Origin of the sequence: Novosphingobium sp. (genome assembly GCF_037133355.1) — a bacterium.
Taxonomy (GTDB): Bacteria; Pseudomonadota; Alphaproteobacteria; order Sphingomonadales; family Sphingomonadaceae; genus Novosphingobium.
The window spans coordinates 25,724-47,596 of sequence record NZ_JBAXOI010000016.1 but is presented as its reverse complement, the minus strand read 5'-3'; the positions used below and the strand labels follow the sequence as shown (position 1 = coordinate 47,596).

General features: G+C 64.9%; 19 protein-coding genes. 4 read left to right on the top strand and 15 right to left on the bottom strand.

Annotated elements, in window-relative coordinates:
• Positions 1-3: 3 nt before the first annotated feature.
• The gene (pyk, locus tag WCL10_RS15310; protein WP_336896534.1) at positions 4-1,464 is read right to left on the bottom strand and encodes a pyruvate kinase; all 1,461 of its coding nucleotides are present in this window, start codon (positions 1,462-1,464) and stop codon (positions 4-6) included.
• Positions 1,465-1,527: 63 nt separating this feature from the next.
• On the opposite strand from pyk, the gene WCL10_RS15305 reads away from it, so the two are divergent.
• The gene (locus WCL10_RS15305; RefSeq protein WP_336896533.1) at positions 1,528-1,857 is read left to right on the top strand and encodes a DUF1244 domain-containing protein; all 330 of its coding nucleotides are present in this window, start codon (positions 1,528-1,530) and stop codon (positions 1,855-1,857) included.
• 84 nt (positions 1,858-1,941) lie between these two features.
• On the opposite strand, the gene WCL10_RS15300 is transcribed toward WCL10_RS15305, so the two are convergent.
• The 7 genes from WCL10_RS15300 to WCL10_RS15270 all read right to left on the bottom strand — a co-directional run bounded on the left by WCL10_RS15300 (position 1,942) and on the right by WCL10_RS15270 (position 11,820).
• Positions 1,942-3,876 carry a putative Ig domain-containing protein gene (locus tag WCL10_RS15300; protein ID WP_336896532.1) on the bottom strand — a complete coding sequence of 645 codons (1,935 nt, stop codon included), beginning with the start codon at positions 3,874-3,876 and terminating at the stop codon, positions 1,942-1,944.
• Positions 3,877-4,050: 174 nt separating this feature from the next.
• Positions 4,051-4,497 (bottom strand): calcium-binding protein, encoded by a 447-nt coding sequence (locus WCL10_RS15295; RefSeq protein ID WP_336896531.1) that lies wholly within the window; start codon positions 4,495-4,497, stop codon positions 4,051-4,053.
• Positions 4,401-6,824, bottom strand: a complete 2,424-nt coding sequence (locus WCL10_RS15290; RefSeq protein ID WP_336896530.1) for a cadherin domain-containing protein — start codon at positions 6,822-6,824, stop codon at positions 4,401-4,403. The genes WCL10_RS15295 and WCL10_RS15290 overlap by 97 nt, the downstream gene beginning before the upstream one ends.
• 698 nt (positions 6,825-7,522) lie before the next feature.
• Positions 7,523-9,397: a calcium-binding protein gene (locus tag WCL10_RS15285; RefSeq protein WP_336896529.1), complete on the bottom strand. Its 1,875-nt coding sequence runs from the start codon at positions 9,395-9,397 to the stop codon at positions 7,523-7,525.
• Positions 9,398-9,592: 195 nt separating this feature from the next.
• A complete protein-coding gene (gene rpsI / locus WCL10_RS15280; protein ID WP_336896528.1) occupies positions 9,593-10,126 on the bottom strand; it encodes a 30S ribosomal protein S9 in 534 nt (177 codons plus the stop codon).
• A gap of 3 nt (positions 10,127-10,129) precedes the next feature.
• On the bottom strand, positions 10,130-10,609 hold the full coding sequence (gene rplM / locus WCL10_RS15275; protein WP_336896527.1) for a 50S ribosomal protein L13: 480 nt from the start codon (positions 10,607-10,609) through the stop codon (positions 10,130-10,132).
• A gap of 137 nt (positions 10,610-10,746) precedes the next feature.
• A complete protein-coding gene (locus WCL10_RS15270) occupies positions 10,747-11,820 on the bottom strand; it encodes a COX15/CtaA family protein (protein WP_336896526.1) in 1,074 nt (357 codons plus the stop codon).
• Between the two features lie 147 nt (positions 11,821-11,967).
• Here WCL10_RS15270 and WCL10_RS15265 point away from each other — a divergent pair, with 147 nt between their 5' ends.
• Both WCL10_RS15265 and thiS read left to right on the top strand, forming a co-directional pair.
• Positions 11,968-12,351, top strand: a complete 384-nt coding sequence (locus WCL10_RS15265) for a MerC domain-containing protein (protein WP_336896525.1) — start codon at positions 11,968-11,970, stop codon at positions 12,349-12,351.
• A 39-nt stretch (positions 12,352-12,390) separates the two neighbouring features.
• Entirely contained in the window at positions 12,391-13,383 is a 993-nt protein-coding gene (gene thiS / locus WCL10_RS15260) for a sulfur carrier protein ThiS (RefSeq protein WP_336896524.1), read from the top strand.
• Between the two features lie 39 nt (positions 13,384-13,422).
• Here thiS and WCL10_RS15255 read toward each other — a convergent pair whose 3' ends face one another.
• From WCL10_RS15255 to WCL10_RS15225, 7 genes are all read right to left on the bottom strand, one after another.
• Positions 13,423-13,947: an SMI1/KNR4 family protein gene (locus WCL10_RS15255; protein WP_336896523.1), complete on the bottom strand. Its 525-nt coding sequence runs from the start codon at positions 13,945-13,947 to the stop codon at positions 13,423-13,425.
• A gap of 133 nt (positions 13,948-14,080) precedes the next feature.
• Positions 14,081-14,365: a Fis family transcriptional regulator gene (locus WCL10_RS15250; RefSeq protein WP_336896522.1), complete on the bottom strand. Its 285-nt coding sequence runs from the start codon at positions 14,363-14,365 to the stop codon at positions 14,081-14,083.
• Positions 14,358-14,468 carry a type II toxin-antitoxin system RelE/ParE family toxin gene (locus WCL10_RS15245; protein ID WP_336896592.1) on the bottom strand — a complete coding sequence of 37 codons (111 nt, stop codon included), beginning with the start codon at positions 14,466-14,468 and terminating at the stop codon, positions 14,358-14,360. The genes WCL10_RS15250 and WCL10_RS15245 overlap by 8 nt, the downstream gene beginning before the upstream one ends.
• Positions 14,469-14,484: 16 nt before the next feature.
• Positions 14,485-14,784, bottom strand: coding sequence for a type II toxin-antitoxin system RelE/ParE family toxin (locus tag WCL10_RS15240; RefSeq protein ID WP_336896521.1), 300 nt, complete (start codon positions 14,782-14,784; stop codon positions 14,485-14,487).
• A 2-nt stretch (positions 14,785-14,786) separates the two neighbouring features.
• A complete protein-coding gene (locus WCL10_RS15235; protein ID WP_336896520.1) occupies positions 14,787-15,050 on the bottom strand; it encodes a CopG family ribbon-helix-helix protein in 264 nt (87 codons plus the stop codon).
• A 68-nt stretch (positions 15,051-15,118) separates the two neighbouring features.
• Positions 15,119-17,380: an NADP-dependent malic enzyme gene (locus tag WCL10_RS15230; RefSeq protein WP_336896519.1), complete on the bottom strand. Its 2,262-nt coding sequence runs from the start codon at positions 17,378-17,380 to the stop codon at positions 15,119-15,121.
• Between the two features lie 80 nt (positions 17,381-17,460).
• Positions 17,461-19,020, bottom strand: a complete 1,560-nt coding sequence (locus WCL10_RS15225; RefSeq protein ID WP_336896518.1) for a hypothetical protein — start codon at positions 19,018-19,020, stop codon at positions 17,461-17,463.
• A 273-nt stretch (positions 19,021-19,293) separates the two neighbouring features.
• Here WCL10_RS15225 and mutS point away from each other — a divergent pair, with 273 nt between their 5' ends.
• Entirely contained in the window at positions 19,294-21,864 is a 2,571-nt protein-coding gene (gene mutS / locus WCL10_RS15220; RefSeq protein WP_336896517.1) for a DNA mismatch repair protein MutS, read from the top strand.
• The last annotated feature ends 9 nt before the right edge of the window (positions 21,865-21,873 follow it).

Below are 21,873 nucleotides of genomic sequence, written 5' to 3'. Positions count from 1 at the left end.
GGCTCAGGCCTCGTGCTTGGCAAGTTCGTCCCCGGCCAGCGTCACCATGTGCAGCAGGTTGGTCGAGCCCGGGGTGCCGAAAGGCACGCCCGCCAGCGCGATCAGGCGCGAGCCCGCCGTGCCGAACGCGTGGCGCAGCGCCATGCGCTTGCCCTTGGCGATCATCTCCTCGAAGCTGCCGATATCCTTGGTGGCCACCGCATGCGCCCCCCAGAGGAGGCCGACCTTGCGCGCGGTCACGATCGAGGGGGTGAGCACCAGCATCGGCGCACCCGGCCTCTCGCGCGCCACGCGCCGCGCGGTCGAACCGGAGCCCGTGAACACGATGATCCCGGTGATCGGCACCGTGCGAGCAATGCTGGCGCATGCTTCGGCGAGCGCGTCGGCAGTGGTCGGATCGGGCCGCGTTTCGATGAAGTGGACCCGCGCGGCATAGCCGGGATCGGCTTCCACCTCGCTCGCGATGCGGTCCATGATCGTCACCGCCTCGACCGGCCAGGCGCCTGCCGCCGTCTCGGCCGAAAGCATGACCGCATCGGCGCCGTCATAGACCGCATTGGCGACGTCTGAAACTTCGGCGCGGGTCGGCGTCGGGCTCTCGATCATCGATTCGAGCATCTGCGTGGCGACGACGACCGGCTTGCCCTCGCGCCGCGCCTTCTCGACAATGCGCTTCTGCAGCGGGGGGACCTGCTCGGGATTGAGTTCCACGCCCAGATCGCCGCGCGCCACCATCAGCCCGTCGGCGATCTCGAGGATCTCGTCGAGCCGCGAGATCGCGGCCGGCTTCTCGATCTTGGCCATGAGCGAACCGTGGCCGCCCATGAGGCGGCGGGCCTCGGCGACATCCTCGGGCCGCTGGACGAAGGAGAGCGCAATCCAGTCCGCACCCTGCGCGACCGCGAAGGCGAGATCGCGGCGGTCCTTGTCCGTCATCGCCGGCACCGGAATCACCGCGTCGGGCACGTTGACGCCCTTGCGATCCGAAATCACCCCGCCGACTTCGGCCGAGCAGAGGATTTCGTTCTCGTCCGCGCGAATCACCCGCAGGCGCAGCTTGCCGTCATCGATCAGCAGGCGCTGGCCGGGGCGCAGGATGCCGAACAGTTCGGGATGCGGCAGCTGGACTCGGGTCTCGTCGCCCGGCTCGGGGTTGCGGTCGAGCGTGAAGTGGCCCGAATGGCGGATCACCGCCTTGCCGTCCTTGAACGCACCGACGCGCAGCTTGGGCCCCTGCAGGTCGCAAAGCACGGTGATCGGCCGATTGACCTTGCGTTCCAGCGCGCGGATCGCCGTGATCGTTTCTGCATGAACCACATGATCGCCATGGCTCATGTTGACGCGGAAGGCATCGACCCCGGCGCGGTAGAGCTTCTCCAGCATCTCCGGCGACCGGCTGGCCGGCCCAACGGTGGCAAGGATCTTCACCTTGCGGCCACGGGGATCCAGTTTTGCCACGTCCATCACCTCGAATTGAATGCGAGAGGCCTATGGCCTACCTACCTGCAAAACCCAAGGACGAAGCCAATGGATACGAATGCAGAAATGATATCGGCCGATGCCCTCGACAGCCTGCCCGATGCCGTGGCGGCCGCGGCATTCCGCCGCCTCGTCAGGCATTTGCGACACCGCCACGATGCACAGAACATCGATCTCATGGGCCTTGCCGGATTCTGCCGCAACTGTCTTGCCGACTGGATCGTGGATGCCGGGGCCGAGCTCGACAAGACCGCCGCGCGCGAGGCGATTCACGGCCTGCCCGCCGCCGAGTGGAAGGCACGCCACCAGACCGAGGCGACGCCCGAGCAACTCGCGCGCATGGCCGAAAGCGTGAAGCGCAACGCACCGGGCCACTGACTGCCAAACACGGGCGACCAAACACGGGCGGCCCGCCCTCCGGCAAGGAGAGCGGGTCGCTATGGTTCCGCGCGCTTGCGCAGGTCAGGCGATGATCAGAATATCGGAATAGCCCAGCTTCGCTGAGGCGAACGACTGGATTGTCGCGATCTGCACAGCATCGACACCGCCCACGCCGTCCGCATCGTAGTAGAGCGCGCCATCGGTGGTGTTGTAGATGATCCGATCGGTCGCATCGTGCGCCGTCGTTGCGCCGGCCGCCGCATGGAACTGGTCTGCCGTGATACTGCCGGTACCGGAGAATCCGGTGAAATCAGCAAGGCTGAGCGCGATCTTGTCCCCTTGCGCGTGCGCGAAATCGGTAATCACGTCGACATTGCCCGGCGTACCTGGCGCAAGATCGAAGATGAACATATCTCGGCCCGCACCACCGGTAAGGCTGTCGAGGCCCTCGCCGCCATAGAGCCGGTCGTTGCCAAACCCGCCGACCAGCGCATCGCTGCCAAGGCCGCCGTAAAGCCGGTCATTGCCCGCACCGCCGTCGAGCGTGTCGCGGCCGGCGAAACCATAGAGGCGGTCCGCGCCGCCTGCGCCCTTCAGGGTATCGTCCGCCGAAGTGCCGCGCAGGAGTTCGTTGGTCACGTCGCCCACGGTGACATGCAGCGTCTGCGTGTCGGAGAGCTTGCCGTCGCTCACCTTGACGACCACGTCGTAGACCCCGTCGCCGTTGGCATCGGTCGGCGTCTCGAAGTCTGGCGCCGCCTTGAAGATGAGCGCGCCGGTCTTGTAAGCGATCTGGAACTTTGCGGCGTCCGCACCGCCGACGATGGTGTAGCGCTGGTAGGCGCCGACATCGGGATCGGTGGCGGTGACCTTGGTCACGGCGCGGCTGTTTTCGAGTACAGTGTAGTTCGCCTCCGCGCCGCCCCCACCCGAGGTGATCACCGGCGCGTCGTTGACCGCCTTGACCGTCAGCGTAAAACTGTCGGACACGGTGAATTCGCCGTCGTTCGCCGTTACCTTGACCGCGATCTGGCCATTGTAGTCCTTCGGCGGAGTGCCGCTGAAGGTGGCCGAGGCGGCATCGAAGCTGAGCCAGGAAGGCAGCGCAGAGCCATCTTCCAGCGTAGCGGCAAGCGCCAGCGTGTCGCCGTCCGGATCGCTGAAGGTGTCGGCGGGAAGCTGGAAGCTGAGCTTGGTGTCCTCGTTCACAGACGGATCGACAACCGGGGTGGCGACAACCGGGGCCCGGTTGACTGGCAAGTCGATCGTGCCGTCGGCGAACTGGATCGTGGGAATGCCGATCAGCGTGTCGGTGCCGTCGTTGCCATCGGCGGTGTTGCCATCAACCACCTGCCAGGTGCCCGCAGCGATCTTGGTCACCGTGTAGTCCGCCAGGTTGCCGGCATAGACCACCGTGGCCTTGTGTGCGCGGCTCACCAGGGAGTCGTTGCCCGCGCCGCCACGCAGCATGTCCGCACCTGCACCCGCGTTGAGCGTGTCGTCCTGCGCCGAGCCCGTCAGCGTAGTTGCGCCACCGGTATTGCTCACGGTGAAGCCCGTGCCGCCCACGGCAAGGCCTAGGTCGACCGCAAAGCCCGCGGTCACGAGATTGACGATGCCGTCGTTGATGGTTGCGGAAGTCGCGGTCCAGGCCGCGACGACGGTCGCGTTGGCGGTGGCTCCCGGACCGACGCTCAGCACATCATTGCCGAGCCCGAGATCGGTGATCGTGTCGGTGTCGTCGTTGACGGTGAAGGTATCGTCGCCCGTGCCGCCGGTCAGCGTGTCGTTGCCCCAGCCGCCGTCGAGCTGGTCGTTGTCCGCACCGCCATCGAGCGTGTCGGCATCCTCCTCGCCAAACAGGCTGTCCTCGCCGTTCCCGCCAAAGAGATGGTCGGAACCCGAGCGGCCATACAGAAAGTCGATTCCGTCGAGACCGTAGATGGTATCATCACCAGTGGATGTGACGATGTAGTTGTTTGTCTCATCGCCGTAGGTGGTGGTGGTGATGGTCATCTGCGTATTTTCCCGAAGCTCTTATCAAGCAGCCATTAACCTCCCAATCCTTGCCATCTGGTAACAAGCTTGGTTTTTGCGCCCTCGGCGGCGATTAACCACGCACAAAAAAGCGCCGGTCCCGCCTATTCGCAGGACCGGCGCCGCACGCCCTCATTGCCCGGTTTTCAGGCGTCAGGCGATGATCTGGAAGTCGATGTAGGTCAGCGCCGGATGGCTCGTCGCGCCGATCGTGGTGATCTGCACCGCAGCCTGACCGCCCAGCCCGTCCACATCGTACCAGAGCTGGCCGGTTGCGGTGTTGTAGACCAGCCGGTCGTCCCCATCCAGCGCCGCCGTGGCGGTTGCGCTGGCCAGGAAAGCCCCAGACGCCAGCCCACCAGCCGGGCCAAGACCCGCAAAGACGGCCTTGTCGAGAAGGATCAGATCGCCCTCCTTCCGGCTGAAGTCGCGCACCAGATCAACGTTTGTGGCGCCGGCCGGAGCGCTGTCGAACAGGAACTTGTCGGCCCCGCGCCCGCCGATCAGCGTGTCGTTACCGAGGCCTCCAGACAGCACATCATTCCCGGCACCGCCATTGAGCAGGTTCGCGCCGCTGTTGCCCTTGAGCGTGTTGGCCAAGCTGTTGCCTTTGCCCCGATGGCATTGCTGCCGGTCAGGATCAGCGTCTCGACATGGCTCGAAAGCGTGAACGAGATCGAGGAATAGACCGTATCGTTGCCCAGCCGGGTGCCTTCGGCCACCTTGTCACCGGCCGTGTCGACGAAATAGATATCGTTGCCCGCGCCGCCGTTCATCTTGTCTGCCCCGAGCCCGCCATCGAGCCAGTCGTTGCCGGTCCCGCCCGAAAGGCGGTCTGCACCCGCGCCGCCTTCCAGACGATCGTTGCCGCCGAAGCCGATCAGCACGTCGTTTCCGCCTAGACCGACCAGGCGCATGCCGATGTTCGTGCCAGGAATCGTGTCCGCCCGCGCCGTGCCGTAGATCGTGCGCCAGACCTCGATACTCAGCGCCTGCGTGTCGACGGAACTGCCGTCGCTTGCAGTCACGATGACATCGTAGACATTGTCCCCGCCCGCATCGCCAGGCGCCGTGACATCTGTTTGTGCCTTGAACGTGAGCTGGCCGGTGGCGGCATCGATCACGAACTTGTCCGCATCGGCGCCGCCGCCGATCCCGTACGTCAGTTTGCTACCGGCATCGGGATCGATCGCGGCGACTTGCGCGGCCAGCGCAGCCTTCTCGTCCACGATCAGCGTTGCGGTCGCACCGCCGCCGTTGCTGGTGATCGAGGGCGCAGCGCTGCGGCCGGTCACGGTGACCGCGAAGGCCTGCTCCGCAGTGAAAGCGCCGTCGCTGACGCTGACCGTAACGTCGTAGATATTGTTGCGCCCCGCGTCGGTCGGTGCCGCGAAGCTCGGCGCGGAAACGAATGACAGCGCGCCAGTTGCCGCATCGATCGCGAACTTGCCCGCATCGGCGCCGCCGCTGATGGCGTACACAAGGTTCGCCCCCTCGGGATCGACCGCCTTGACAGTGGCCACGGCCGCTTCCTTCTCGGCCACCGACAGGGCGACGACCGGGCTGCCGCCATTGCTGGTGATGACCGGAGCCTCGTCGACGTCTTTGATAATGACGGTGATATCCTGCGCACGGGTGCTTTGCCCGGTTGCATCGGTCGCGGTCACGGACACGTGGTAGCCGTTGTTCGTACCGGCACCCGCGCTGGCTTCGTAGTCGACTGCCGTCTTCAAGCGCAGCGCGCCGGTGTTTTGATCAATCTCGAACAAGGCGGCATCTTCGCCGCCGGTGATCGCATAGGTCACCGCCGCCCCTTCGGGATCGCTGGCCACCACGCTGGTTACATCAGTGCTGTTTTCGTCCACCACAAAGAGCGTGTCAAAATCGAGGATCAAGCCCGAAGTAATCATCGGCGCTTCGTTCCGGTCGCGGACAGTGATCGCCAGCTCCTGAGTATCCGTCTGACCGGCGGCGTTGGTCGCAGTGACGATCACATCATAGACGTTGTTCGCACCGGCATCCGCGCTGGCTTCGAAATCAGGGGCAATCCTGAAACGCAGGTTGCCGGTGTCCGGGTCGATACTGAACAGATCGGCATCAGCCCCGCCGGTGATGGAGTACGTCACCGGCGACCCTGCAGGATCGGTGAACACGCGCGTGACGAAAGGTGTGGGGTCCTCCGGTTGTCCTGGCCGATAGAGCGCGACTTCGAACAACTCGATATTGCCGTCCGAGATGATCTTCGGCGCTTCGCCGGCATTGGTAACGGTGATTGCCAAATCCTGCGTGTCGGTGAGCGCGCCATCGCTGACGCTGACGGTCACGTCGTAGACATTGTCGCCGCCCTCATCCGCTGGCGCATTGAAGTCCGGCGCGGAAATGAACGACAGCGCGCCGGTGACCGCATCGATCACGAACTTGCCTGCATCGGCGCCGCCGCTGATGGAGTACGTGGCGCTCGCGTCCTGCCATGTGATGACGAAACCACCGTTCGCGAGGTCGGCGACCCTCGAGCGATGCTGATTGCCTGCCGTCTGGGTGTTGACCAGAAGCTCGGTGCCCAACCTCGCGCCATCCGCGCCGTAGACTTGCGCCTTGACGCTGGCGCCGCTGCCGTCAGCCACGTAGCCGCTGCCTTCATACCAGGTGATGACGAAGCCACCGCTCACAAGGCCGGTGATCATCGGAAGGAGCTGACTGCCCGACGTCTGGGTATTGACCAGAAACTCACCGCCGACCTTGGCGCCATCCGCGCCGTAGACTTGCGCCTTTATGCTGCCGCCGCTGCTGTCTCCGAGTGTGAGGCTGCCATCCTGCCACGTGATGACGAAGCCGCCGTTCGTCAGGCGACCAACGGCAGAAAGTATCTGCGAGTTTGCCGTCGCGGTGTTGACCAGAAACTCGCCGCCCTGTTTTGTTACCCGCACAACCCAATCCTTCGTTTTTGACAATGCCCCCACAGTCACGAAGCATTTCGTGCAGTGAGTCGAATGTTAAGATTGGGTTATGGCCGTAGAGTGTCTCTACATATCGTTCAATCCATACCTCCAAATTGGAGGCAGTTGTTGATTATGGCCCAGTAAATTGGGTTTTAATCTTCGATTCTATGGTGAATATGGAAATTTGACTATTTTTTTACAGTTAGTTTTGCTGACTAACCCTCTGCTCTTGCCGCAGATCTGGATGTAGCTCTTGCGGGCGCGGTGCTCGCGTGCAGCAAAGAGGACGCGGGAACAGCCTCCCCGCGCACGCATCCAGGTACCATGTGCCGGTCAGATCGACGGCAGTAGGTCAGCCAGGCTGTCCGTCGTTGTCATGCCGGCGAGAAGGTTCTCGTTCGCGCCGAGGAGGGTTTTGCGCACACCTTCACCGATGCCATTGGCGTGGCCGCGGCGCGGTTGTTGGTCGCAGTGAAGCCCCTGCCGGCCCCGCTTTGTCGCAGAACCGGCGCCGCGCGCCCTAAGCGCCCGGTTTTCACGTGTCAGGCAATGATCTGGTAATCGATCTAGGGAAGCGCCAGATGGCTCGTCGCGCCGATCGTGGCGATCTGCACCACAACCTGACCGGCCCGCCCACACCCCAGCGTGGGCCGCCGGGGCGTGACAGCGCAGCCGGGCCTTCGGGTTCAGATCAATTGCAGCACTTCGGCTAGGCCATCGGTCTGCTGGAGACCGGCGAGCAGAATGTCGTTTCCATCGGAGAGCGTGATCAGCACCCCCTCGCTGGTTACCGCGGCATGCTCGGCCACGAACTGCGCGGCTGCGCCTGTCCAGCTGCCAGCATCGATCCGCAGCATATCGCCCGCGCCGAAATCGGTCACGCGGTCACGCCCGGTCGCACCGGTGAAGATGAACACGTCCGCCCCGGCGCCGCCCGAGAGCACGTCGTTGCCCGCGCCGCCGGTGATCGTGTCGGCACCGGCGCCGCCTTTCAGCGAGTCGCGCCCGTCGCCGCCGTTCAGCGTGTCAGTGCCCGCACCACCCTTGAGCACGTCGCGCCCGGCGCCGCCGTCGAGCACATCGTTACCGGCACCGCCGCTCAGCATGTCCTGACCATCGCCGCCCTTTAGCACGTCGCGACCCGCACCGCCGTCGAGCATGTCTGCCCCGGATCCGCCGCTCAGCGAGTCGCGACCGTCGCCGCCCATAAGCTGGTCGTCGCCTGCGCCGCCCGAGAGGCGATCGTTGCCGCCAAGGCCCATCTGGATGTCCTGCGCCGACGAGCCGATGATCCGGTCTGCGTCGTTCGTGCCTATATCAGGCGTGATATAGATGCCGCGCGTCACGGGCCCGCCTGTCAGCCCGTCATCGCTCGTCCAGCTGATGAGCACGCGGCCATCGGCGAGCGCAGACACGGCAGGCGAGGACTGGTTGTTGACCGGCGTGGTGTTGATCACGAAATCGGTTTCGATCAACGCACCATCGGCGCCGATAACCCGGCCGCGCAACGTGCCCCAATCACCATCGGCGCTATCGCCAGAATGCCAGACCACCAGAACACGGCCGTCAGCTAACGTCGTGACAGCTGGCCTCGCATAAGGGAAATCGAGAGATGTCGAGTTCACGACGAAATCGTCGCCCCTCGGCTGACCGTCGCTGCCAATGATACGGGCGCGCACAGCGCCTGGGCCAAACGTCGGATTGCCGCCTTCGGGATCTTCAATACGCGGCCCCGACGCGAACCAGACCGCTAGCGCCTCGCCATCACCCAGCGCCGTGACTTCGGGTGCATAGATCCAGCCGCCCGAGGCGGTGCCGAAGTTGACTTCACCAACCGCGATGGTTCCATCAGCACCGATGAACCGGCCCAGCAGACTTGTCTCGCCATTCTCGTTTGAACTGCTCACATAGGTCACAAGGATGCGCCCGTCGCTCAGCACAGTCACATCCGGGCTGAACTGCGCACCAGCACCTGTGCTGTTGACAAGAAAGTCGTCTCCAGTTGGCAAGCCGTCCCGGTCGAAGAAGCGCCCCCGCACGGAATAGCTGTCTCCATCGCTGCCATCGTAGCTCGACCAAACCGCAAAAAGGCGGCCATCGGCCAGCGCAGTAAGAGAGACTTCCTGTTGGTTTTCCTGCCCGTTGTAGATGCCTTCGCCGATGCTTGTGGGGTTTATCTGGAAATCTGGTCCAGCCTCAAGCGCCAGAGGATCGAGCAGGACCCCGCGCACGCCGACGCCATCGCCATCACCACCATCGCCGCTGTCCCAAGCGAGGAACACCTTGCCATCCGCGGTTGCCGTGGCGGTAGGCTGCCACTGGAATTCCTCCCGCGTGGAATTGACAATGAAGTCCTCGCCGGCCGGACTGCCGTCTGCGCGCAGCCAGCGAGCGCGGATTTCGGTGTCGGTCGAGGCAAGGATGTCGGATGGATCACGATTGTAGGTGACCCAGGCAATCAGCGCGGTGCCATCCGGAAGCGTGGCAACGGTAGGGCCGAAGGGGCTGTAATAGGTGCCGAGTGGGGTCGAATTGACAACGAAATCAGGGTCTTTTGCCATGTCTTCGCTCTCCTGCGCCCCCGGTTGCGGTTGCCCCCGCCGTTACAAATTAATCCGATAGACAATTAGAGTCGAGCGTATCGCCGCAGTGACAGACTGCACCAAAGGACAGGGTCAGATGGTAACTTGCTGGTCCGCAAAGAAAAAAGGGCGCGGAAACCCGCGCCCTTCTTGTCTGGATATTGCTGGCTCCGGTTAGCGCTTGCTGAACTGGAAGCTCTTGCGCGCCTTCGCCTTGCCATACTTCTTGCGTTCGACAACGCGCGGGTCGCGGGTAAGGAACCCGGCGGCCTTGACGGCGCTGCGCAGCGCCGGCTCGAACTTGGTCAGCGCCTGCGAGATGCCGTGCTTGACTGCACCGGCCTGGCCCGAAAGCCCGCCACCCTTGACGGTGGCGACCACGTCGTACTGGCCCGAGCGATCGGCAACCTCGAAAGGCTGGTTGATCACGAGACGCAGCGTGGGACGTGCGAAGTAGACTTCCTGATCACGGCCGTTGACGGTGATCTTGCCCGAGCCGGGCTTGATCCACACGCGGGCAACCGCGTCCTTGCGGCGGCCGGTGGCGTAGGAACGACCCTGCGCGTCAACCTCGCGCTCGCGCAGCGGAGCGGGCGGCGCGGCCGGTGCGCGCGGCGCATCGGCAGAGGCGGAAACGGGAGCGGCGGGAGCAGCCGAAGTCAGATCCTTGAGATCCGCGAGGCTGGAGACGGTATCGGTTTCAGACATGTCTTACGCACCCACCTTGTTCTTGCGGTTCATCGAAGCAACGTCGAGCATTTCGGGCTGGGTTCCGGCATGCGGATGCTCCGCACCGGCATAGAGATGCAGCGCGCGCATCTGCGCACGGCCGAGCGGGCCGCGCGGGATCATGCGCTCAACCGCCTTCTCGAGCACGCGCTCAGGGAAGCGGCCGCCGAGGATCTTGTCCGCGGTGACTTCCTTGATGCCGCCGGCATAACCGGTGTGCTTGTAGTAGATCTTGTCCTTGAGCTTGTTGCCCGTCAGCTTCACCTTGTCGGCGTTGATCACGACGACGTGATCACCGCAATCGACGTGCGGGGTGTAGCTCGGCTTGTGCTTGCCGCGCAGGTGATTGGCGATAATCACCGCGAGCCGGCCTACAACGAGGCCTTCGGCATCGATAAGATGCCACTTCTTCTCCACCTCGGCCGGCTTGATCGACCGGGTGATTTTCGTGAGCGCCTTCATGGCTGAAACCCATCCCTGGAGTGTGGTACACCACGGCTGCGCACAAGCGCCGCCGGTGGCGAGGAAGCGCGCCTTTGTTGCAAATGGGCGCAAGAGTCAAGCAAACCGGGGCTTTCCGGAGAGGTAAAATAATACCTCTAGACTTCGGCCTGCCCCAAACGGTGCGCCGCCCAAGCCGTCGTCGCCACCAAAAGCGCCCCTGTCAGCTGGTGGAGCACCGCGATCCAGATCGCCACGCCGCTCATCACCGTGGCGATGCCGAGCACGATCTGGGTGCCGAAGGCGGTGTGAAGCGCGATCGAGACCGGGCGGGCACGCAGGCGGCGCAGCTTGCGGCCCATGACCACGAGCACCGCAACCACGGCCCAGGCCCACCAGCGATGGATGAAGTGGACGAGGTGGGGATCGGAGAACAAGGCATGGGCGGGCCCAAGCGACCACTCGATCCCCGCCGGGAAGAATGCGCCCTGCATCAATGGCCAGACATCCCAGTTGAACCAGCCGCCGCCCGCCACGGTCCCCGCGCGCATGCCCGCCAGCAGCGCGCCGTAGAACAGCTGCACGAGCAGCATGCCCAGCGCCAGCGCGGCAAAACCCGTCAGCCGCGCGCGCGGCTCGCCCCGGGCCAGCGCGCGCAGCTCAAGCATGGTCCAGACGACGCCGGCCAGCGTGGTCAGCGCCACCAGCAGATGGGCAGCGAGGCGGAAGTGGCTCACTTTCACATCATGCGCGATGCCCGACTGGACCATCCACCAGCCAACCGCGCCCTGCATGCCGCCCAGCGCCAGCAGTGCCAGCAGTCGCGGCTTGTAGCCCGCCGGGATCCGTCCGCGCAGCCAGAACCACGCGAGCGGCAACGCAAAGGCCATCCCGATCGTGCGCGCCAGCAGGCGGTGGACCCATTCCCAGAAGAAGATCACCTTGTAGGTGGCGAGCGTCATTCCTGCAGGGCCGTTGATCAGCACGTACTGGGGGGTCTGGCGGTATTTGGCGAACTCGGCCTGCCAGTCCGCCTCGGTCAAGGGCGGCAGCGCGCCCGAGACCGGTTTCCATTCAGTGATCGAGACACCCGATTCGGTAAGGCGCGTAATTCCGCCCACGGCGACGATGGCGATGATCATCAGCGCGACGATCAGAAGCCAGCGGGCGAGTGCGAGCGGCGCGGGGGCGGCGGTGCGGATGCGAGCGGAATTGGCTGCGACGGCGTCCATATTCCGGGCCATTGCGCCGAGGTCGGGCGAATCGCAAGCGCCAAAGGGGGCAGGGTTTCGGCCCGTCGCCCAGGCCCCGGCATAAGGAGTTCCCGGCCCGCCGCATGACCATTGCGTTATGAGATACTATTACATATAGCGGCGCCCATGAACGACGGTCCCCACTCCCTTCCCGGCGCAATGCGCGGCCGGTTCGACCGGCTGGGTGTGCTGATCAGCGGGCTGTGCATGGTCCACTGCGTGGCCGGTCTGTTCCTGATCGGCGTGCTGGGTCTCGGCGGCGGGGTGCTGCTCAATCCGGCGATCCACCGATTCGGGCTGGTCGCCGCGTTCATCGTCGGCATGTTCACCATCGGCGCTGGCGCGCTGCGCCACGGCCACCGCCTGCCGCTCGCGCTCGGTACCACCGGCCTTGCGCTGATGGCCGCCGCGATTGCCAGCGAGCACGGCACGGGCGAAGCGCTGCTGACGATCTGCGGCGTGCTGCTCGTCGCCAGCGCGCATATCGTGAACATGCGCCGCACCTGCTGATGGCTTGCGCGGTGCGTGTTGGGCGCTAAAGCCCGGCGCATGACAACCGACACCAGCGCCACACTTTCCCTCACCGTCAACGGCGAACCCCGCCGCACCGCGCCCGGCTCTATTGCCGATCTCGTGCGCAGCCTCGATCTCGATCCCGCCAAGGTCGCGGTGGAGCGCAACGGCGAGATCGTGCCCCGTTCGACGCTGGCGGCAGTCAGCATTGCCGAAGGCGACGTTCTGGAAATCGTGCATTTCGTGGGTGGCGGTGAGGTGGATGACACCTGGACCGTCGCCGGCCGGACCTTCCGCTCGCGCCTCATCGTCGGCACCGGCAAGTACAAGGACTTCGCGCAGAACGCTGCGGCCGTCGAAGCCTCGGGCGCCGAGATCGTGACAGTGGCAGTTCGCCGCGTGAACGTCAGCGACCCCAAGGCGCCGATGCTCACCGACTTCATCGACCCCAAGAAGATCACCTACCTCCCCAACACCGCCGGCTGCTTCACCGCCGAAGACGCGATCCGCACGCTGCGGCTGGCGCGCGAGGCGGGCGGCTGGGACCTGGTCAAGCTCGAAGTGCTGGGCGAGGCGCGCACGCTCTATCCCAACATGATCGAGACGATCCGCGCCACCGAGGTGCTGGCCAAGGAAGGCTTCCTCCCGATGGTCTACTGCGTGGACGATCCTATCGCGGCGAAGCAGCTTGAGGACGCTGGCGCCGTCGCGGTCATGCCGCTTGGCGCGCCGATCGGCTCGGGCCTTGGCATCCAGAACCGCGTGACGATCCGGCTGATCGTGGAAGGCGCCAAGGTTCCGGTGCTGGTCGATGCGGGCGTGGGTACCGCAAGCGATGCCGCGGTGGCGCTGGAACTGGGCTGCGACGGCGTGCTGATGAACACCGCCATCGCCGAAGCCAAGGACCCGATCCGCATGGCCCGCGCGATGAAAGCAGCGGTGGAGGCGGGACGCGACGCTTATCTGGCGGGACGGATGGGGACGCGAAAATATGCCGATCCGAGCAGTCCGTTGGCTGGATTGATTTGATCGGGAGACTTTTGTCCGAATTCGCCCAAAAGCGGCTATTCAGGCGCGACTGATCCAGCGCAAAATTCTGTCTATCGGACCGGCCTTTTGGCCCGGTCCCGTTTTGTGGACCTGACTGATAGAGGTCCATTCCTCTGTATATTTTTGGACAAATTCCGCAAAGCTATCAGCGACATAACCGTCAGCTGAACCACCACCACCTATGACAGCGATTTTCCCTCGCGTTTCATCATTCGCGCAGGAAATTGCCCAAGCCCAACACCAGATACTGAAATCCACAAAGAAAAGATGTTGTGCCGCGTTCCGCGCTAGCGCAGCACCGACTTCGTGCTCATATTCGTCCGGAATATTCCTGATGCGTTCGATGGGCCACCATTTACCGTCTTCTTCATCACAGTTTTCGGCCACTGGCGCGCTTTCACGCAGGTAGTTTCGAAAATCGTCAGGCAACGTGACCCCATAGCGTTGCTCCAGAGCGGCTATTTCCGCTTCAGAACAAGTTCGCGTCGTTATTACTGTGCCGGTCAGCGACCACCAATTCTGTAAGACGAGATGCGATTGCATGTCTTTCGATCGTTCATCGCAAGGCATACGTCAATTCCTGCTATCATCGATTTGCATCGGCTACCGAACCGACCGCTTCCCACCAACTCCCGCTGCACGCGATACGGTTAACAGTCCGATCTGTGCCGAACCTTCAAACCAGCGCGAGTTCGATCCGGCGCCCGACCACTGCCGCCGCGCGTTGCAGCGTTTCTATGGTCACATTGCCGTCGCTAGGATCAAGCACCCGGTCGATCTGGGTGCGACTGGTGTGCATCAAGCTTGCGAGCTTGGATTTGCTCAGGCCGCGCTCGTGCATGGCTTCGGCGAGTTGCCAGGCAATCACTTCCTTGATCGCCTTGGCCTGAAACTCGGCCAGCACGCCTTCCTCATCCAGAAAGCTGTCCAGCGTCGGGCCGCGATGCTTGTTCTCAGCCATCTTCAAGATCCTTCTGCCGTTTGCGGGCCAATGCCAGATCAGGTGCGGGCGTCTTCTGGGACTTCTTGATGAACCCATGCACCATATAAAGTACATCATCAATTCATGATGCTGTCAGATCAATCCGGCCATTGGCCGGCCTCCCAATTGCGCGATTTGTGGATCACGCGCAGGATTGTAAGCTCCGCCTCGCCGTCATTTAGCGCATAGGTGATTATGTAAGGCAGCCGGGCGACCGATTTCTCGTAAGTCCCACCTACCCGGCCCGGATGGCCGGTGGCAAAATCTGAAAGGGCGTTTCCGGTTTGCTGAATGGCCGCCAACACGCGTTCGGCAGCGTCCGGATCATCAGCTGCGATGTGGCGCAGAATGATCAGGAAATCGTCTTTGGCGCTGTTCGCCCAAACGACGCGCCGCACTGTCAGGACGTCTTTGCCTGCCGCGCTTCAGCAATGATCTGGCAGGCTTCAGCCATTGCTTCTTCGTGCGGTGTCACCCGGCCCGCAAGCATATCCGCCAGCCCTTGCTGAATGCCCTCGATGATTTCGAGTTCGCGGTTCACATAGGCTTCTACCGCCTCGACCGCGAGATAGGACCGCGAGCGGCGGGTGCTGTGTGCCAGACGGCCCAGCTTCTCCTTGAGATCGGGCGTGACCCGAATCGTCATTGTCGTGCTGGCATTCATTGTGCGCGCTCCTTCAGGGCGCGCACAATGTAACACAATGTGCGACAGCTGCAATCGGCGCGCTCAGCTCAACCCGAAATCCCCGCTGCAGCCAGCACCGCCAGCGTCAGGATATCCGGCGCGATCGAGGTCATCGCCGCGATCTGCACGGGCTTTTCCATGCCGATCAGCATCGGGCCGATCACCGCGTTGCCGGCGAGCTCGCGCAGCAGCTTGGCGGAGATATTGGCCGATTGCAGGCCGGGCATGATCAGCACGTTGGCCGGGCCCGAAAGGCGGCTGAACGGATAGCTTGCCATGACCTTGGGATTGAGCGCGGCATCGGGCGCCATTTCGCCTTCGTATTCGAAATTGGGCTTCTGCTCGTCGAGGATCGCCACGGCGCCGCGGATTTCATCGAGCCAGCGGCCGCTCGGATTGCCGAAGGTGGAATAGGACAGGAAGGCCACGCGCGGCTCATGCCCCATGCGGCGGGCAACTGCGGCGGTCTCGGTGGCGATATGGGCAAGCTCGGCAGCGTTCGGCCGCTCGTTCACGGTCGTATCGGCGAGGAACACGGTATAGTTCTTCGCGATCATCATGTGGATGCCGAAAGGCAGGTGGCCGGCCTTCGGATCGAGCACCTGGCGCACTTCCTTGATGGTCTGCGCGAACGTGCGGGTCATGCCCGAAATCATCGCATCGCCGTGGCCAAGCGCCACCAGCAGCGAGGCGAAGACGTTGCGGTCCTGGTTGACCATGCGCCGCACGTCGCGCTCCATGAAGCCGCGCCGCTGCAGCCGCTCGTAGAGGTATGCCACCATCTCGGGCACGAGCGGCGAGACCGCCGAATTGTGGATCTCGAAGCTGTCCGGATCGCCTACGCCGAGTTCGGTCAGCAAGTTGTGCACCGCCTGGGTGCGGCCGACCAGCACCGGCGTGCCATAACCGAAATCGCGGTACTGGATCGCCGCGCGCAGCACGACCTCGTTCTCCGCCTCGGCGAAGACAACCCGCTTGGGGTTTTCCTTGACCTGCTGATAGACGCTGGTGAGCGCCGAAGTCGTGGGATTGAGCCGCGCCTTGAGCTCGGTGCGATAGGCGTCGAAATCCTCGATCGGCTTTTGCGCGACGCCCGACTCCATCGCCGCCTTGGCGACGGCGGAGGAGACCACTTCCATCAAACGCGGATCGAACGGCGCGGGGATGATGTAGTCGAGCCCGAAGGTGTGGTTCTGGCCATAGGCGGCGGCCACTTCCTCGGGCACCGGCTCGCGCGCCAGTTCGGCGATGGCGCGGGCGGCGGCGATCTTCATTTCCTCGTTGATGGCAGTCGCCCGCACATCGAGCGCGCCGCGGAAGATGAAGGGGAAGCCGAGCACGTTGTTGACCTGATTCGGATAGTCCGAACGGCCGGTGGCGACGATGCAATCGGGCCGCGCGGCCTTGGCTTCGGGCGGGGTGATTTCAGGATCGGGATTGGCCATGGCGAAGATGATCGGCTGCGGCGCCATTTTCTTGACCATTTCGGGCGTGACCGCGCCCTGTACCGAAAGGCCGAGGAAGATGTCGGCACCCTCCATCGCCTCGTCCAGCGTGCGATGGGGCGTATCGATGGCATGGGCGGACTTGAACTGGTCCACGCCCGCACGGCCGATGTAGATCACGCCCTTGCTGTCGCACATGGTGACATTCGTGTGGCGCACGCCCATGGCCTTGATCAGCGCGGTGCAGGCGATCGCGGCCGCGCCAGCGCCATTCACCACGACTTTCACGTCGGCCAGATTACGCCCCGTGAGGAAGCAGGCGTTGAGCAGGCCGGCGGCCGAAATGATCGCGGTGCCGTGCTGATCATCGTGCATCACCGGTATCTTCAGGCGTTCCTTGAGCGCCTGCTCGATGATGAAGCACTCCGGCGCCTTGATATCCTCGAGGTTGATGCCCCCGAAGCTCGGCTCCATCAGCGTGACCGCATCGATGATGGCCTGCGGGTCCTCGGTCGCCAGCTCGATGTCAATGGAATCGACGTCGGCGAAGCGCTTGAACAGGACCGCCTTGCCTTCCATCACCGGCTTTGAGGCGAGCGCGCCGAGATTGCCAAGGCCAAGGATGGCGGTGCCGTTGGAGATCACCGCAACGAGGTTGCCCTTGGCGGTATAGTCGTAGGCGGTGGCGGGATCTTCGGCGATGGCGCGCACCGGCACGGCGACGCCCGGCGAGTAGGCCAGGCTGAGATCGCGCTGCGTCGCCATCGGCTTCGAAGCGATGATCTCGATTTTCCCGGGGCGGATGGTCTTGTGATAGAACAGCGCCTCACGTTCGGTGAAGCGGACATTGCTCTCGTCGGTCATCCCAATCCCCTCGGCGCGCGTGCTTCAGTGTCGCCGCCGCTTACCCTTGGCAAGGGTGAAGCGCCGCGAACACCTGGCGGTCACAGGTCCCTAGGCCGCCATTTCGGAAAACCCAAGGGCCGGACCGCAAAAAGCAGGCTGCGGCCTTCCTGCCAGACGAGCTGGAAGCGCGAATCCGGGCGGCGTGGCATGCCTGTATCGATCAGCCAGACGTAGTCGACCCGCTCGATCGGCGCATACTTGAGCGCGGTATCGACGCTGCGCATGCGCCCGCCCTGGCAGGCGCGGGACCAGACGAACTCCGAAGGATCGGCGGTGAAATTGCGTCCCGGGCGGAAGCGCGGGATCACCATGTGCAGGCCCGGAACCGCCCAGTTGTCGTTCACCCAGGCCTGCCGGTAGAGGCTGGCGAGGCTGGCGAGATGGTCGCGCCGGGTGTTGCGCCACGATTCCTCGATGCAGGAATGCTCGACGAAGGCCAGCACCCGGCTGCCCGGCTCGACATGGTGGAGCGCGGAGAGCTGCTTGCGGTAGTCGTCGGCGTAGTCGGCAAAGCTCGCGGCCGTCACCGCAAGCCGCGTGCCGAGCAGGAGCATCCCGGCAAAGGCTATCATCCGCGCGCGTTCGAGCGGCACCCGGCTCCAGTCCTGCAGGCCAAGCGCCAGCATGCAGGCCACCGGCAGCAGCCGCACATCGACAAAGGCGCTGCCGTTGATGTCGCTCGGGATTGCGATGAACAGGAGGAACACGAGCAACCCGGGGAGACCCAGCTGCCACTTCCACCGCGCGCCGAGCAGCCAGCCGAACAGGATGAGGGCAAAGCAGGCGATTGTCGTCGCGCCGTCGAGCAGCAATGACTGATCGCGCAGGGTCAGCACGAAGTACCAGGCCTTCTGGTCCCAGCGCCAGCGGTTCATGCTGCGCACCGGATCGGGCGACAAGTACTTCCACAGCAGGATCGTCACCACCGTGGCGAGGAGCGGCCCGCACAGGATGACGAGCCGTTTGGCGATCGCGCGCCAGTCCTGCTCATCACGCAGGCGGCGCCATTCGGCGGGGTGCCACCAGCCGGCAGGCAGGCGATCGATCTCGCGGCCCAGAGCATTGGCGGCAACAAGAAGGCCGAGCAGCAGGCCGCCGATGGCATGGCACAACATGGCCACAGGCTGCGCCACGACAAGCAATGCGGCGCGCTGCTTCGGCTTGTCTTCGAGCCAGACCGCGGCGGCAAACGCCATCAGCGAAAGACCGGTCGCCAGGATATAGTTGAGGAAGCCCGTCAGCAGCGGGAAGCTGAACACGAACATCAGCGCCCAGGGCGCGCCGTGCCCGCCCTTGGGATTTAGCACGCGGATCGTGGCGAGGCAGCCACCCGCGAACAGGCCGGTTGCCAGCACCGTGCTCCACCAGCCCGCAGCGAGAATTCCGAACTGCGCACCGATCAGCTTGACCAGCACATCGCCGCCGATGTTGAGCGTGAATACCCACTTCCACGAGAAGTATTTGACCAGCGGATTGCCCGGGCGCGCGGCCTCGATCGCGGCGGCGCCCATGTGGCCGGGAATGTCGATCAGCGGCGGAACTTCGACCAGCGCAAACGGCAGGCAGACCAGCACCACGGTGATGATGATTCCGGGCATGCTGAGCCAGGGCAGCGCAGCCACCCGCTCCCACAAACCCCGGAGGCCAGTCGGCCAAGTTTTTTCGCGAACCTGCATCAACCCCAGTTCACTCTCAACGCGGCCATGCCGGGGAAGACCCGCTGGATCATCCCGACAGACCTTACGGAAGCACCCGCCCCGAAGCATCCCGCCAGTTGTGCCCGGAAATGTCGATATCCGGTGTCGATCGTTTGAGAAACGTTTGCGGGTGGTCTAGCCACCATCGCTGTGAACTCCCATGCCCCAACTCCGATGATGGTGCAATATCTCGCGCTCAAGCAGCAGGCCGAAGGCTGCCTGCTGTTCTACCGCATGGGTGATTTCTTCGAGCTGTTCTTCGAGGACGCGAGGATCGCGTCCGGCGTCCTCGATATCGCGCTGACCAGCCGGGGCGAGCATGGCGGCGCGCCGATCCCGATGTGCGGCGTGCCGGTCCATTCGGCCGAAAGCTACCTTGCCCGCCTGATCCGCGCTGGCTGCCGCGTGGCGATTGCCGAGCAGACCGAAACGCCCGAGGAAGCGCGCAAACGCGCGGGTTCCAAGGCGCTGGTAGCGCGCGATATCGTCCGTTTCGTCACCGCGGGAACGCTCACCGAGGACGCCCTGCTCGAACCGCGCCGCGCCAATGTGCTGGCCGCGGTCTGCACGGTGCGGGGGGCCGCCGGCATCGCGGCCTGCGACATCTCCACCGGGCGGATGGAGCTGGAGGAATGCGCGCCCGAAGCGCTCGGCGCGGCCCTCGCCCGCCTTGGCGCGACCGAGCTTGTCATGGCCGAGGACAGCGGCCTCGACTTGCCCGAGGCCGCCGAACGCTCCGCCCGCGCCTTCGATTCGCAGCGCGGCGCGGATCGGCTCATGGCGCTGCATGGCGTTTCCACGCTCGACGGCTTCGGCCAGTTCAGCCGCGCGATGCTGGCAGCGGCGGCGGGCCTGATCGACTATCTCGACCATGTCGGGCGGGGCAATCTGCCGCTGTTGTTACCCCCGGTGGTCCGCGCGGCAGGCGCGTTCATGGCCATGGACGAGGCGACGCGCGCCAGCCTCGAAATCCTCGCCGCCAGCGGAGGCGGGCGCAAGGGCAGTCTGATCGAGGCGATCGACCGCTGCATCACCAGCGCGGGTGCGCGGCTCCTCGCCGAAGACCTTGCCGCGCCGCTCACCGATCTCGCCGCGATCCGCGCGCGGCTGGAGCTGGTCAGCTGGCTGCATGACGATCCCCTGCTGCGCGGAGACCTGCGCGCAGTGCTGCGCGCCGCGCCCGATCTTGGCCGCGCGTTGGGGCGGGTGGTCGCAGGACGCGGCTCCCCCCGCGATCTCGGCCAACTGCGCGACGGGCTGCGCGAGGCACAGCGCTTGCAAGCCGTGCTTGCCGCGCGCGCCGACCGGCCCGCCCTGGCCCAAGCCCTGCTCCCCGCACTCGGCGGCCACGGCGCGCTGATCGACCTCTATGACCATGCCCTCGTCCCGGTCCCGCCAACCGAGCGGACGAATGGCGGATTCATCGCCGCCGGGTACGACGCCGCACTCGATGCGCTGCGCGATGCGGCCGGCAATTCGCGCCGCGCCATCGCCGCGCTCGAGGCGCGCTACCGCGAGGAGACCGGCACGCCTTCGCTCAAGGTCCGGCACAACGGCGTGCTCGGCTATTTCATCGAAGTCCCTGCGCGCCATGCCGACCGGCTGATGGCGCCGGACGGCGGCTTTACGCACCGGCAGACCATGGCCGGTGCGGTGCGTTTCAACGCGCTCGCGCTGCACGAGGAAGCGAGCCGTATCGCCGAGGCAGGCGGCCACGCGCTCGCCGCCGAGGAAGCGCATTTCGAGGACCTCACGGCACGCGCCATCGCCGCGCGCGAGGCGATTGCCGCGACCGCCGCCGCGCTTGCGCGCATCGATGTCGCCGCCGGGCAAGCCGAGCGCGCGGCTGAAAGCGGCTGGTGCCTGCCGCGCCTTTCCGAGGACACCGCGCTCGCCATTCGCGGCGGGCGGCACCCGGTGGTCGAGGCCGCATTGGCCGCGCGCGGCGAGCGCTTTGTCGCCAACGACTGCCAGCTTTCGCCGCGCGACCGCCTCTGGCTCATCGGCGGCCCCAACATGGGCGGCAAGTCCACGTTCCTGCGCCAGAACGCGCTGATCGTGATCCTCGCGCAATCGGGCGGATTCGTCCCCGCTGAGGCCGCCCAAATCGGGCTTGTCGACCGCCTGTTCAGCCGTGTCGGCGCGGCGGACAACCTCGCACGCGGGCGCTCCACCTTCATGGTCGAGATGGTCGAGACTGCCGCTATTCTGGCGCAGGCCGGCGAACGCAGCTTCGTGATCCTCGACGAAGTGGGTCGCGGCACCTCGACATACGACGGCCTCGCGCTCGCTTGGGCTGTGGCCGAGGCGGTGCACGAGGTGAACCGCTCACGCTGCCTCTTCGCGACGCATTACCACGAGCTCGCGCGGCTTGCCGAAACCTGCGAGGCGCTATCGCTCCACCATGTCCGCGCGCGCGAATGGAAGGGCGATCTGGTGCTGCTGCACGAACTGGCGGAAGGTCCGGCAGACAAGAGCTACGGCCTTGCCGTCGCGCGGCTGGCCGGAGTTCCCGCGCCCGTGGTCAAACGCGCAAAGGCCGTTCTGGACAAGCTCGAGAAGGGCCGCGCCGCGACGGGCGGGCTGGCGGCGGGTCTGGACGACCTGCCCCTCTTCGCCGCCGCGCTCGATGCGGCGGAGGAGAAAGTCGATGCCCTGCGCGAAAAGCTCGGCGCCATCGACATCGATTCGCTGAGCCCCCGCGTCGCGCTCGATCTGCTTTATGAGCTCAAGCGCGAGCTGTGAACATGTGGC